General features: G+C 49.0%; 15 protein-coding genes and 1 pseudogene. 6 read left to right on the top strand and 10 right to left on the bottom strand.

The annotated features are described in order from the left end of the window. Positions 1-27 precede the first annotated feature (27 nt). Positions 28-455, top strand: a pseudogene (gene tnpA, locus Q0526_RS06785) (IS200/IS605 family transposase). A 146-nt stretch (positions 456-601) separates the two neighbouring features. On the opposite strand, the gene Q0526_RS06780 reads toward tnpA, so the two are convergent. The 3 genes from Q0526_RS06780 to Q0526_RS06770 all read right to left on the bottom strand — a co-directional run bounded on the left by Q0526_RS06780 (position 602) and on the right by Q0526_RS06770 (position 3,538). Continuing rightward, positions 602-1,651 (bottom strand): site-specific integrase, encoded by a 1,050-nt coding sequence (locus tag Q0526_RS06780; protein ID WP_298731882.1) that lies wholly within the window; start codon positions 1,649-1,651, stop codon positions 602-604. Between the two features lie 377 nt (positions 1,652-2,028). Next, entirely contained in the window at positions 2,029-3,141 is a 1,113-nt protein-coding gene (locus Q0526_RS06775) for a transposase (protein WP_298731880.1), read from the bottom strand. 118 nt (positions 3,142-3,259) lie between these two features. Further along, positions 3,260-3,538 (bottom strand): hypothetical protein, encoded by a 279-nt coding sequence (locus Q0526_RS06770; RefSeq protein WP_298731878.1) that lies wholly within the window; start codon positions 3,536-3,538, stop codon positions 3,260-3,262. A gap of 180 nt (positions 3,539-3,718) precedes the next feature. On the opposite strand from Q0526_RS06770, the gene Q0526_RS06765 reads away from it, so the two are divergent. After that, entirely contained in the window at positions 3,719-3,931 is a 213-nt protein-coding gene (locus Q0526_RS06765; protein WP_298731876.1) for a helix-turn-helix transcriptional regulator, read from the top strand. Between the two features lie 100 nt (positions 3,932-4,031). Here Q0526_RS06765 and Q0526_RS06760 read toward each other — a convergent pair whose 3' ends face one another. From Q0526_RS06760 to Q0526_RS06735, 6 genes are all read right to left on the bottom strand, one after another. Further along, entirely contained in the window at positions 4,032-4,661 is a 630-nt protein-coding gene (locus Q0526_RS06760; protein WP_298731874.1) for a DUF1643 domain-containing protein, read from the bottom strand. Positions 4,662-4,727: 66 nt separating this feature from the next. Next, positions 4,728-6,245, bottom strand: coding sequence for a hypothetical protein (locus Q0526_RS06755; protein ID WP_298731872.1), 1,518 nt, complete (start codon positions 6,243-6,245; stop codon positions 4,728-4,730). Next, on the bottom strand, positions 6,224-7,261 hold the full coding sequence (locus Q0526_RS06750; RefSeq protein WP_298731871.1) for a hypothetical protein: 1,038 nt from the start codon (positions 7,259-7,261) through the stop codon (positions 6,224-6,226). Before Q0526_RS06750 ends, Q0526_RS06755 begins: the two co-directional genes overlap by 22 nt. Continuing rightward, positions 7,242-7,913, bottom strand: coding sequence for a hypothetical protein (locus tag Q0526_RS06745; RefSeq protein ID WP_298731869.1), 672 nt, complete (start codon positions 7,911-7,913; stop codon positions 7,242-7,244). Before Q0526_RS06745 ends, Q0526_RS06750 begins: the two co-directional genes overlap by 20 nt. Positions 7,914-8,506: 593 nt before the next feature. Next, positions 8,507-8,860 (bottom strand): hypothetical protein, encoded by a 354-nt coding sequence (locus Q0526_RS06740; RefSeq protein ID WP_298731867.1) that lies wholly within the window; start codon positions 8,858-8,860, stop codon positions 8,507-8,509. A 117-nt stretch (positions 8,861-8,977) separates the two neighbouring features. Continuing rightward, positions 8,978-9,169 (bottom strand): helix-turn-helix transcriptional regulator, encoded by a 192-nt coding sequence (locus Q0526_RS06735; RefSeq protein ID WP_298731864.1) that lies wholly within the window; start codon positions 9,167-9,169, stop codon positions 8,978-8,980. Between the two features lie 186 nt (positions 9,170-9,355). Between Q0526_RS06735 and Q0526_RS06730 the strand changes: the two genes are divergently transcribed. From Q0526_RS06730 to Q0526_RS06715, 4 genes are all read left to right on the top strand, one after another. Continuing rightward, positions 9,356-9,724 (top strand): hypothetical protein, encoded by a 369-nt coding sequence (locus Q0526_RS06730; RefSeq protein ID WP_298731861.1) that lies wholly within the window; start codon positions 9,356-9,358, stop codon positions 9,722-9,724. A 153-nt stretch (positions 9,725-9,877) separates the two neighbouring features. Further along, complete coding sequence (locus Q0526_RS06725) at positions 9,878-10,354, top strand: hypothetical protein (protein ID WP_298731859.1); 477 nt, start codon at positions 9,878-9,880, stop codon at positions 10,352-10,354. A 31-nt stretch (positions 10,355-10,385) separates the two neighbouring features. Then, the gene (locus Q0526_RS06720; RefSeq protein ID WP_298731857.1) at positions 10,386-11,285 is read left to right on the top strand and encodes a tyrosine-type recombinase/integrase; all 900 of its coding nucleotides are present in this window, start codon (positions 10,386-10,388) and stop codon (positions 11,283-11,285) included. Positions 11,286-11,297: 12 nt separating this feature from the next. Continuing rightward, positions 11,298-11,570 carry a hypothetical protein gene (locus tag Q0526_RS06715; protein ID WP_298731855.1) on the top strand — a complete coding sequence of 91 codons (273 nt, stop codon included), beginning with the start codon at positions 11,298-11,300 and terminating at the stop codon, positions 11,568-11,570. Between the two features lie 66 nt (positions 11,571-11,636). On the opposite strand, the gene Q0526_RS06710 is transcribed toward Q0526_RS06715, so the two are convergent. Next, on the bottom strand, positions 11,637-11,874 hold a 238-nt coding region (locus Q0526_RS06710; protein WP_298731853.1), incomplete at its 5' end, for a cupin domain-containing protein.

Raw genomic sequence — 11,874 nt, 5'->3', positions numbered from 1 at the left:
CAAAGATGTGGGGGTCCATTTAGTCCAATAAAATGTCCGCAGGCCCTAGTCTTTGCGCCGAAATATCGGCGCAAAGTGTTCTACGGCCAGAAGCGCAGAGAAATCGGAGAGATTTTAAGAACACTGTGCAACTGGAAGAAGGTAAAAATCGTGGAAGCAGAAGTATGCCCGGACCATATCCACATGCTGGTCGAGATACCGCCGAAATATTCGGTTTCGAGCTTCATGGGGTATCTGAAGGGGAAAAGCAGCCTGATGCTGTACAAGAAATTCCCAGAACTGAAATTCAAGCATCGCAATAGGGAGTTCTGGTGCAGGGGATACTATGTGGATACAGCAGGAAAAAACGATAAAAAGATAGCAGAATACATCCGGCGCCAGTTAGAAGAAGACCAGGCAGGCGAACAGCTGACAATGGGAAACTTCTAAACAGCCCGTTTACGGGCGGCAAGTAGCAATCCTTCGCGGCTGGCAGGCCGTACCAACGCGACGTGACGCGTGCGCTAGTACTCCAGGGTTTCACCCGTCTGTGCAAAACCCCCGGCTCCGCCGGGGGATATTTATTCTTTCCTTGATGAAGTGACTTTGGATAAGAAATCGTTTATGCTCCGTTCACGAATTTCGCTGTTCCTACCGGCACGATGCCACGCATAGCGGCTCGCATCGCTTCATCCCGAGGATGAACATAGAAGTGAGTGGTAGTCGTCACATCGGCGTGACCCAGCAGGCCCGATACTGTTGCGACGTCGATGCCGTTTTCGATAGCGCGTGTCGCAAACGTGTGTCGCATGGCGTGAAATTTGACATGTTCCAGATGCAGTTGCCGCAGAATCCGCGAAAAGTAATGGCTGAGGTTGTCCGGGTCCATCACACGGCCGCAACGATTAAAAACGATAAAATCTTCGTCGCAGGCTTCCCGACTGAACTCTTTTGCAAAGCGCTCCCGCTGCAGCTTCAACAACTGCTGTACCACGTCTGGCATATATAACTCTCGTTCCGAGGAAGTTGTCTTTACAGAACCGAATACCAGCTGCGTCTTTGATGCCATAGGGCTTGAGTCGATATCACTGATGCGGCGCACGGTACTTTCAACGGAGAGCATCCCGGTGGATTCCTGATAATTTTTCCACCGCAGGGCGCAGATCTCGCCCAAACGCATACCTGTGTACAGTGCCAGTAGAATGCCAGCTTCTTTGTGACCGAAATGTTCGAATAGATATGTTTCCAAGACCCTCTGGGAGTCATTGGTCATAATTTGAACCCGGCGGCTTTTCACAGACTTGATTGCGGTCAGCGGAACGGGATTGCTGGGCATCAATTCTTCGGCCGTAGCGAGCTTCAATGCAACATCCAACACGGCCCGCATATTGCGCAGGCTCTTAGTGGACAGCGGTCCCCCGGTACGAAGATTGCCTGTCCGTGCCTGTTCGTTGAAAAAGCGCTGCAACACGCGTGGCGTCAGGTTTCCAAGTTGGATTTCTCCTATTGCAGGAATGATGTGTTTTACGCAATTATCTCGATAGTGCTCATAGCCGGACGGTTTGGAAACGGGCTTTACATAAGCGTCAAGCCAATACAGAAGCCAATCTTCCAGAGTGGTTTCTTCGGAAAAGTCAAGAATACTTTTTTCATTAGTTTTTGTAACCTTCATAATGTGTACTCCTTTTATCGGAAAACACACGGCACAGGTCAATTTGTGAAACAAACACATCAGCCTTGTCATATCGTAAGAACGCTGCTATACTGAGTTTGGTACGGTGCAGCAAGTCTGTTGTGTAGGTGGTTGCATCACCTGCGCAGGTAAACGGGAGGGTCCAGCTTCCGCTTACCGCCGTGCTGTTTTTGTGCCTATAATACAAATTGTATAAAAACGTGAGCATATAACCATTCGGCGTTTCGTTCGCATGGCTCACTGCATGCGCGTTTTACCCGGAACGCCCGGGCGAGCAGGCAAAATTCATTCCGGCACAATTTCGCACGGCCTGCCTGTGCGCAAAAAGTTCCCATGTACCCAAGGAACGGAATTCCTTATTTTGTCTGACGCAGTCCCTCATGCAGAATGTTTTTTGCGGCATTAAGATCCCGTTGCATTTGTGTTCCACATTGTGGGCAACGAAAAACGGAGAAGGCCAGGGGAAGTTTGCCAAGATGTGCACCGCATGCCGAGCAAATTTGAGAGCTCGGATAATAGCGATCGACTCGCACGACACGCTTTCCCTGCATGATAGCTTTACTTTGCAGCTTTTGCAAAAAGGCGGGGTACTGATTATCTTCTATTTTAGGGGTAAGGCGAGGATTTTGACGCTTCATACCCACAAAATCCAGATTTTCGGCAGCAATGAGGTCGTGATTCTGCAGGAGACGCTTAGATTGCTTGTATTGCCAATCACGACGTTGATTTTGAGTATGTCGGTCCAACTTGGCCAGTTTGGCGCGCAGGGCACGCCAGCGCCGGCTGCCAGTGTGCGCACGGGACAGGGCTTGTTGTAAAGCTTCCCGTTTGGGTTTGGACTTTGCCGCGAATCCGGGATATTCGGCACTGTGACCATTGGAGTCACGGTACAGACCGTCTTGTGCGTAATCCAGACCGATGGCCCGGTCGTAGAGTACAGGCGTGATGGGGGCCGGCAATTTTGCCGTGTATACGATAAGTATATGAGCGTAGTAGCGCCCTTCATAGGAGCTGTAAAAGATTTGGCCGCTGAGTGCTTTTGCACCGACCGGGAGCGGGCGATGAGTATCCCGCAGGATTGTCCCGATAGTGGGAACAATAATATGGAATTCGCTGACTGCCATTGTTTTAAAATAGAAGCAGCGCTGATTCCGTGTGGCCGGGCGCAAATAAATCTTGTTGTAACTTCCCTGCCATAGCTTTTGTACTGCCTGGAACAACTCCTTTCGGGTGTGATCCAGGGAGCCTTGGTAGTCGATGCCGGGGCAGGAAATACTATATTGACGAATGGCAGTTTCCGCATCTGCTTTGTGGGCGTGTTGCCCATATAGTTCGTTAATGCGGCGTGCCATGGCATTATAATTTTCATCCTCAAAGTCAAATCGGTCGGCAAGCATAGTCTGCTGCTCGGCGGTAGGATAAAGGCGATATACATAGGTCCGATACAGGACAGTTTCCGGTTGATTCATAAAGAGTAGACCTCCACTTGTGTTTTGAAATTGTGTGTTGTACAATGGAGGCAGGAAATCGTGACGCAAAAATGATTTTCCTGCCGAGCGCAGATCCATGTTGCCGCATGGGTTTGCGCTATTTTCTTTTTCGATGTTTTCTGGTCCAATACTTGGGGTCATGACCGCAATCACGGCGCATATGCAATGCAAGAGAGGCGGTCAAATTCATTGGGAACTGAAGATAGCTATAAACAGACATTTTCATAAAGCACACCTTTCCGGGCGTAATGCCCTGTATCAAAAAGAAAAATAGACGGAAGCAACATAACCATCTGACGGCAAAACCGGGATTGCCGGTATGAAGTCGGTTCAGATGAACGGGTACATTCAAATGGTCAAGAATAAATACTTTCATAGAATTATCCTCTTTTTGTAACTGTGGAGTTGTTTTTGTAACTCTATGATTTAATTATATCCCGAAAAGTTTCTCTTGTCAACTACTTTATTCACTTTTTAATTACTTTTTTCAGCCGAAAGATTGACTTTGTGTACTTCTGAAGGTATACTGTTAAAAGGGAAAAGGACGGTGTTATCGATGGCAATGGCAGAGAAAATTAAAATTGCTCTCATAAAAAAGGGAATGTCGGTAAAAGATCTTGCTGTCAGCCTGGGATGCACCTCACAGAATATCAGCGGAAAATTCAAGCGCGATAACTTCAGTGAAAAAGAGCTGCAGGAAATTGCTGACGCCATGGGCTGCGAGTTCCGCGGATTATTTATCGATAAAGAAACCGGCGAAGAAATTTGAAACGGCGTTTTTATGACGGCGTATTTATGAAACCTAAAAGCAAAGCCCCCCAACCTTTGGCGATGGCCGACAAAGGTTGGGGGGCTTATTCTGTGTGAGGTTACACTTTCGGAAGGCAGTTTTTTATGTATTGTTGAACATCAAAAGGGACAAGTTTACTATCTCCACGTAAATACAAAGGATGGTGTGGATGTCCTTTTTTAGAACGGGGACCGGCACTGTACCAACAAGCATGGAACTCTTGCCCCAAAAGAAGCATATCGCAGAGGCAGGAGGCAAGATAGGTACGCTTTTCGATAAGTGTTCCCCAAGCGGCCCAAATAGAAGGTGAATCGGACTCGGTTTGAGACAGTGCCCACCGAAAAGCGTTCATGTTTTCTCGATGAAGTATCGCATTGCATTTCGGATCCAAATTGTCCGGCTGTGTAGCGCGTTGAGCGTACACATTAAACATGATAAAACTATCAAAGCCGTTGGCAACAGCAATTCTCTCTACGGATTTCATGGTGGGGTCCAGCATATTGGGGGTTGCCGTGGAAGGGTTGATGCCAACACAAATCAAAGGATTTTCGCCTACAGTACCTAAAACGTAGCGATAGTCACAGTATATAGGGGGAACGTATAACCACCGGGCAGAATCGTAGTCATGCTTTATATGGTGTGATTCCTCCAGCGCCAGAGAAAAAGGTTGGATATGTTGTTGTGATATATTTAGAGAAGAAATATGCATAGGGGCCTCCAAATAAAAATGAGCACCTAAATTGTTTTGGGAAAAGCGATTAGTTGGAAGAAGAGATTACGGTTGCGCCTTATTTTTTGTGCGTCCAGCGCTCTTATTGGCGGACTTCTCCAGCGCTCTGTGATAGGCGCTGTCAAAGCGAATCATAGGAGGAAGATTTTCCGCAAGCGGACGGTAATCGGCTTCATATAATACGGCGCCTTTTTCGGTGCGGGATTCTGCTTTTACACTGAGCGTCAGCGCATCGGCAGGGCAGGTGTTCCAGATGTCGATTATGAATCCGGGACTGCTGCCTTGGAAATCTCTATCAATGAATTGAATAGAAACTTCCGATATATTTTCTGGGAGAGAATCTTTCGAGTTTGCCAAATCGGATTGGGGTGCTGTAAAAATGTGACGTCGATTCAGCTTGTTATACATCTGAAGCAACCAATCCGTGTCCAGCAAATCGGAGTGGCGAATATCGGCGTTGCGGATATCATGCCCCATCAAATATTGCAGTTCTTCTTCAGTCATCAAACAGACGCTGGAAAGAATGGTGGCATAGTGTCTTCGCAGCAAATAAGCGGTGGGGCTTTCTTCTTTTACGGATTTGTTTGCCTCGAGAAGATGAGAGGCGTAAACCAGACTTTCTTCATTGGTACGGATGCTGCGAAGCAAATTCCTGATTGTGTCGCCGAAATGCTTGCGAGTGCAGAATTTTGTACAGTCCTCGGGAGAATTTACAATGGGAAAATCCTCCAAGCAGCCGTTGGGATGGGATTTCTGAATGTATTGCATACGCTCTTGCAATAAAGAATCCAATTCGGCCGGTATGGGTAACACACGATAGGCGTTTTTGGTTTTGAGTTGATTTTTGCTTTTATTCGACGTATCCAAGGCGCGATAAATATAAAGAGCCTTTACGTTTTTCGTCAGAGGTTGGATTGCGCGATACGTCAAACCACAACATTCACTGGGACGTAGTCCCAGATAGAGCATCAGTAATCCACCGATAAATACACCGTCAGGACCATTGAGCCCCTTGCGAAGGACTTTGGCAAATTTGATTTCTTCGCGGATTTGTAAAGAGCGAGGAAGTTTTACGATTTCTGCAATTTCTTGCTCTCGAAGTTGTCTCAGCTCCTCTTTTTTCCCGGCAGAGCCTCTTTTAGGCAGGGCTGTTTTATGATAATTCCAGATAGAACCCCAGCATGGATCAGAGTATGCGGGCAATTTCTCATGTACAAAAGAGGAAAGACTTTTTAAAATGCTGCAGAGTTTATCCTTTGTGGCATCGGAAACTTCGCCACTTTTTGATTTGGCCCTGGATTGTTGAACGTATGCATCAACAGCTGCAGCAAAATGCTCGAATTCCAGGTCCCTGAAGGGGAGCCCTAAAGAATCAAAATAGAGCGCTTGCATTTTTTCCATCATACGGTGATATGTTGCCTGAGTGTTTGCGTTCCACAAGCGTGCGGTAGATAAATTGGCGTTTGGCTTTGTCGCCATTGCCTCTTCACAATAGGTGAATAGACTTAGGGTGCTTTGGTTCAAGTCCTGCCAAGTCAGTGTCAGAGATTCTCGGATTCCCATCGCAAACAGCCTTCTTCCGTTTTTATGGTGACCCCATGTGCAGAGGTAATGGTAACCGTACAAGGGCGACGGATGTAGAGTCTGGTGTGTAGTATATGATTAAACACACCATCGATATGGTGCTTCCTTTCAAGTGGGCCATTTGGCATTTTGGGAGGAAGAGTGCCCGGAGCTGCTACCGCCATAAGCCCGTAGCTCATCTGCACACACATATGATATTGTTTATGCGCGTTATTAAAATCAATGTAATGTTGACCGGCGGTATCGATTTGAGCTAACCCGCCCAAGTAACGAATCTCGTTCTGCTGCAGCCCGCACAGAAATTGCCAAAAATGGCGACAGCTTTGTCGGTAATTTTCTGGGCGAAAAGAAACCTGTATACGAACAGCCTGTCCGTCATCACGGTGATACTCAAGAAAACTCTTTTTAAAATCACGGAACAGTTTTCGGTATTCCGCTTGCAATTCATTTACCTTAATACGCTGCCCGGTTTTATCGTAGCAAAACAGAGGCTTCTGCGGCGCTTGCGCAGATTGTAAAATCAGTTTCACCAACAAAAATGGAACAGGCACATTCCGATAACTTTCTGAACTGGGAAGCTCGCCGGATATGATATAGTTCTTGTCATTATCGTTTTTCTTTATGGGGACGCAGCGCTTGGTAATACGCAGCTGGTAAGCACGATAATTGGGAATTGGAAGTAAATCTTCGCTGTCCAGAGCACAGACTTCCTCGGCTGTTAAACCTAAAAACAACATCAGTAACTGTGCTAATGCCAGTGAATTGCCAGGTTCTTTCGTAAGGGCTTTCCACAAAAGGCGATAATCGTCCACACTCAAACTTTTTGGGCGCAATCCTTTTCCCATCTTGACACCTACGCCGGAACGCACAGTGAATTGCTTTTTAAATAAAGCCAGAATTTGATTCTGTTGCTCATCGGAAATGCTTTGGAGGAGCAGATACTCACGAAAAACTTTTTGAAGAAGAGCGCCATAATCATACAGTCGTTGGGTCACGTTCTTCGAGGACATCAAAGTCGGCAACGGATACAACAGACTTGGACAAGCTTTCTTGAATTAGCATATAAGCTCTGCGCTCGACGACTTTTCGCAAGGTGGTGAAAACGTGTGTGCAGAGAAGAGGCAATTCATGTTCATGCAATAATCTCGAGAGATCCAAATTTCCCAAGCATAGAATAACCTGTGCCATCATTTTTTCTAGGGAAGATGCTTCATCACTACTTTTTGAATATTTTGTTTGAAAAGAAGATTGCTTTTGTAACCAGAAGACTGCTAATTTTGCGGAGAGCACGGATGCCCTTTCCGGCGTTTTTGTCAAATCACACTCTCGCAGTTCTTCATTTTTGGCCAGTAGTTTTTGCACGCCTTGCAGAATCTTTTCCGCAGGAGGGGTATGCCGCGTCCTGTTTGTCTTTCGTACTTTTTTGAGCGGCGTTGTATAGCGCAGACGAACATCGGCCCCTACTTTTCTTTTCAGTGAAGAACTGTAGAGGTACAACTTGATTTGATTCGCTGTGTTCCCTCGCTTGCGATTGGCAACGGAGATGGAGGAGAAAGTGTAATGTACGGACAGACCGTCACAAAGTTCTAATATGTGAGGTGGCTGCCGAACACGTTTTTTGGCGGCAGATATGGTTGCGGAATCCATTTTATATCCTGTCCCTCCCGAATTTAGCAACAACTTTTTTAGGCGAAAATCTACGGAAAATTCTTTTGTTCGGACGGGGAAGGGGAATAAGATTTCCCCAACGAGCCTTTCCTGCTTATAGTGTACCTAAAAATGTTGACAAAGGCAATAGAATTCTATATAATTACCTTAAATTAAGGTATATAGAATAAGGAGAATTTCACGAGCATATAGAGAAAATAAAATACGAATTATCGAAATAAAAAAGAAGAGGTCTTGCCTCCAAGCTCATAACCCGGAGGTCGCAGGTTCAAGTCCTGTCCCCGCAACCACCAAGCCGGTCAACCGAATGGTTGGCCGGCTTTTTTGCTGCGCGTTTGCGGGTTATGAGACCGGCGAGCGAGCTCGTTGGGCAGAAAATCCGACCGCCGCCAGTGGCGGAAACAGGGAGGATTTTCTGGCGCAGCGGTCGGCAAAGGCAAGCGGCCAGCGGACCGCGAAGCCTGCGCCGGGCACCGCAAGAGGCCCGCAGGGATAACCCGGAGGTCGCAGGTTCAAGTCCTGTCCCCGCAACCACCAAGACTCGGTCTGAAAAGACCGGGTCTTTTCTTGTGTTAAAACGCGACAAAAAAGCAGAGGTTTTTTGCTTCGTTTGTCGATACTTCGCACAATATTCTTTCTGATAGTTGCAAAAAAAGATCGGCGAAGCCCATGTGTTTTCGGGTGGCTCGCCGGTCTTTTTTGCGCATCGGACGCCTTATGAGCCGGGCCTTTTCCCCGTTGTTCGCAGGCAGCCTGTCCGTTTTTTGTCCCGGAAAAAGCTGGCCATGCATCTTTCCAGCGGCCCGCCCGCCGGTCTTTTTTGCAGGAAATACCTTGCAAAATTTACCGGCGGCATAACAGAACCTTGGAAGGCAGAAGTCCTGAAAAATGTACTTCTCTAACTCCTGACACAAAGAAAGAGCCAAGCAGCGCTGTCCACGTTGTGAACGGCGCCGCCTGGCTGCATTGATATGTCGGATCTTTATAACCGGAAATGGGACGCGGCAGACCTGATACGCTTTGAGAAATTCTCCGAAATATGGCTAGTCGACAGATTTCTCTTCGCGGGATGAATCGATATATTCAATCAGATCTCCCGGTTGGCAGTGCAGGATGCTGCAGATTTTCCCGAGGGTGTCGGTGGTGACAGGCTTGTCATGGCGTATCCTTTGCAGAGTTTGCGCATCAATTCCTTCGTTGGCCAAACGGTAGAAGGAAATATGGTTCTCTTTCATAAATTCCCGCATCGGACGAAACGAGATCGGCACTGCATCACCCCCGTTTTTGATTATTATAGGGGGCTTGCCACTTTCCATTATAGTGATTATAATCACTATAATGGAGGAATAAAAGTGATTGTTACGTTTTGCGGTCATTCGCAGATTTCGCAGTGCCAGGCAGTGGAAAGATAGCTATATGGTGTGACACAGGAATTGATTGCGCGAGGCGCCACAACCTTTTATCTGGGTGGTTATGGTGCCTTTGACAACCTGGCGGCATCTGTCTTGCGGAGACAAAAGGAACAGTATCCCCAGATCGAATTGGTTCTTGTCATGGCCTATCTCAACGACAGGAGAGACGCTTCCGGTTACGACAGGACCATTTACCCGCCGCTGGAAACCGTGCCGCCCCGTTTTGCGATTTCTCGCAGGAACCGATGGATGGTCCAGTCTTCCGACATCGTGGTGGCCTATGTCCTCCATGACTGGGGCGGGGCGGCTGCAACACTTCGATGCGCCATACAGGAAAAGAAGCAGATTTTTTCCTATTGCGATGAAATGATCCCCTGACACAGCCTGCAGGTCGCCTCCCGCAGGAAGCACATCAAATTTATTTTTGAAAGTCCCTGTAATGGCCCGTCCCGGATGCTATAATGAAAGCAGCACGAAAACCGGCAAGACAAATCCGGGGACAGGAAACAGAAGGACAGGAGGCATGCTGTCATGACAAATTTACCATCCACCGAAACGATGGAACGCATCTCCCGCCAGGAACTGGCAGAGAATCTGGACGCTGTGCTGGACCGTGTGCTCCGGGAAAACATCGGGCTGGTCATCACCAATGAGGGAAAGGACGATCTCGTCCTCTGCCCGTCCTCCTGGCTGGATCCGTTCCACACGGAGGACTTCGGGTCGGTGATCAACTGCGCGCTCCGCTACGCCATGCACGCCGAAGACAAGGAGAGTGAGGCGGTCATCCGGTATCTCCGTCATCGCTGCGGGATATTGGATGAAAAGACGCTGTCGGTGGCGGTTGCGGACCTGGACAAGGAACTGAAACAGCCGTCGCCGTCGCTCAAGAACCCGCAGGTCTGGCAGGAACTGCAGGGAATGTTCCGGCAGCAGCTGGCCGAACTGCGAGCAGACCTTTCGGAGAATGCAGCGCAGCAGGACTCCCTTTCAAAACACGATAAACCGTAGTATTCTGGTGAAAAAACCGGGAGGACACCCAATGAAATTGAAACAATGGGCGCAGGACTGGTTTGCCGCCTGGCAGGCGTCCCATGCCGGTTCCCACAGGACCGCGCAGTCCTATCAGGGGCTGCTTCAAAATACAATCCTGCCCTGCCTGGGAAGATATGAACTGGCAGAGCTGACGCCTCTGCGTCTGAAACGCTTTTTTGCCGGTCTGCCCGGCGGAAAGGCCAAAAATACCTACAAGCTGCTGCGGACCATCCTTCAGCAAGGGGTGACGGCAGGGCTGCTGGCAGAAAATCCCTGTACGCCGGAGATTTTAGGCGAAGAAGTCCTCGCCAGACGAAAAGCCGGACCCCACCGGGAACAGCCTGTCTTTACCCGGGAGGAACGGGAAAAGTTGCTGGCCGTCTGCGAGGAGGAGCTGTGGGGCAACCTGATCCGTTTTGCCTTTGCCACGGGACTTCCCCAGAGGGAAGTGCTGGCCCTTCGGAAGGAGGATGCGGACCTGGCCGCCAGCCGGCTGACTGTGCGCAACCGGGTCGCCCGCATTGCCGACGAACAGAGTAAGGAGCGCAAAACCAGGCTGGCGCTGCTGCCCGTCCAGTCCTATTCCGTCCCGCTGCCGGCCGCCTGCAAAAGCATTGTGGAATCGCAGATTCGCACGCTGTGTGCCCTGCAGGCGGTGGATGCCCGCTGCAATCCTGACCATCTGCTGTTTGCCACACCGGACGGACGCCCGGTGGAAGCCAATGTGCTGCGGGAACATCTGGCGCTGCTGGAGAGAAGGGCGGGCGTACCTTGTCTGACTTTCTCAGCCATCCGGGAGACCGCCATCCGCCAGGCGCTGGAGGATGGCGGAACCGCCGCCGAAGTGATGGAGCGGTTCCATTGCAAGGACCGGCAGGCCTTTTTGCGTAGATATCACCAAAAGTAAAACGAACAAGCAATGAATAAAAATCACGCGCTTTCTGTAGAGAAAAGCGCGTCAGCTTGTGGAGAAACCTGCTTTGGCAATCAGGCCAGGGCAGGTTTTCTGTTTGAAAACAAGAAGACAGATAGAAAAAATAGTGAAAGAACAGGTGCATTTTGTGGCGAATTGGACCACATTCCAATTCCCGTTGTCCTCGTTTTCCGGCGTTCTTCACCGGCATTTTTTATCACCTTACACCATTCATCTTATTTTCTTCCCATTTACGAGAAAAAGGCCACCTTCCGGTGACCTTTTTCGACAGTCTGAAGTACAGGCAATTGGCTGTACTTCTTTTTGGTATTCCTATGCGAACATTTAGGTTTCGCCACCGCGGTTGAGGGTGCGCCGGTTGTTGGGGAACCAAATGGCCGGAGTGAACACCGCCAACCCCACCGCTGTGGTATCCCCAGGGTTGGAAACAATGTGGGGCAGGTTGGACTGCACCACCGTGGTATCCCCGGCGTTCAGGCGGATGGTCTCGGACTCCACCAGTACATCCAGCTGCTCCTGTTCCAGCAGCAGGATTTCCTCACTAGGATGGATTACCGGCAGG

This window comes from uncultured Subdoligranulum sp., assembly GCF_937890665.1.
The sequence above is the reverse complement of the archived record's forward strand: the minus strand, read 5'-3'. Positions and strand labels throughout refer to the sequence as shown.

Excerpts from the sequence above, each read along its gene's own strand:
- Q0526_RS06715 (WP_298731855.1), top strand. The coding sequence starts at position 11,298 with ATGAATAAAAATCACGCGCTTTCTGTAGAGAAAAGCGCGTCAGCTTGT.
- Q0526_RS06780 (WP_298731882.1), bottom strand. The coding sequence starts at position 1,651 with ATGAAGGTTACAAAAACTAATGAAAAAAGTATTCTTGACTTTTCCGAA.
- Q0526_RS06725 (WP_298731859.1), top strand. The coding sequence starts at position 9,878 with ATGACAAATTTACCATCCACCGAAACGATGGAACGCATCTCCCGCCAG.
- Q0526_RS06720 (WP_298731857.1), top strand. The coding sequence starts at position 10,386 with ATGAAATTGAAACAATGGGCGCAGGACTGGTTTGCCGCCTGGCAGGCG.
- Q0526_RS06735 (WP_298731864.1), bottom strand. The coding sequence starts at position 9,169 with ATGAAAGAGAACCATATTTCCTTCTACCGTTTGGCCAACGAAGGAATT.
- Q0526_RS06775 (WP_298731880.1), bottom strand. The coding sequence starts at position 3,141 with ATGAATCAACCGGAAACTGTCCTGTATCGGACCTATGTATATCGCCTT.
- Q0526_RS06770 (WP_298731878.1), bottom strand. The coding sequence starts at position 3,538 with ATGAAAGTATTTATTCTTGACCATTTGAATGTACCCGTTCATCTGAAC.
- Q0526_RS06760 (WP_298731874.1), bottom strand. The coding sequence starts at position 4,661 with ATGCATATTTCTTCTCTAAATATATCACAACAACATATCCAACCTTTT.
- Q0526_RS06765 (WP_298731876.1), top strand. The coding sequence starts at position 3,719 with ATGGCAATGGCAGAGAAAATTAAAATTGCTCTCATAAAAAAGGGAATG.
- Q0526_RS06745 (WP_298731869.1), bottom strand. The coding sequence starts at position 7,913 with ATGGATTCCGCAACCATATCTGCCGCCAAAAAACGTGTTCGGCAGCCA.
- Q0526_RS06755 (WP_298731872.1), bottom strand. The coding sequence starts at position 6,245 with ATGGGAATCCGAGAATCTCTGACACTGACTTGGCAGGACTTGAACCAA.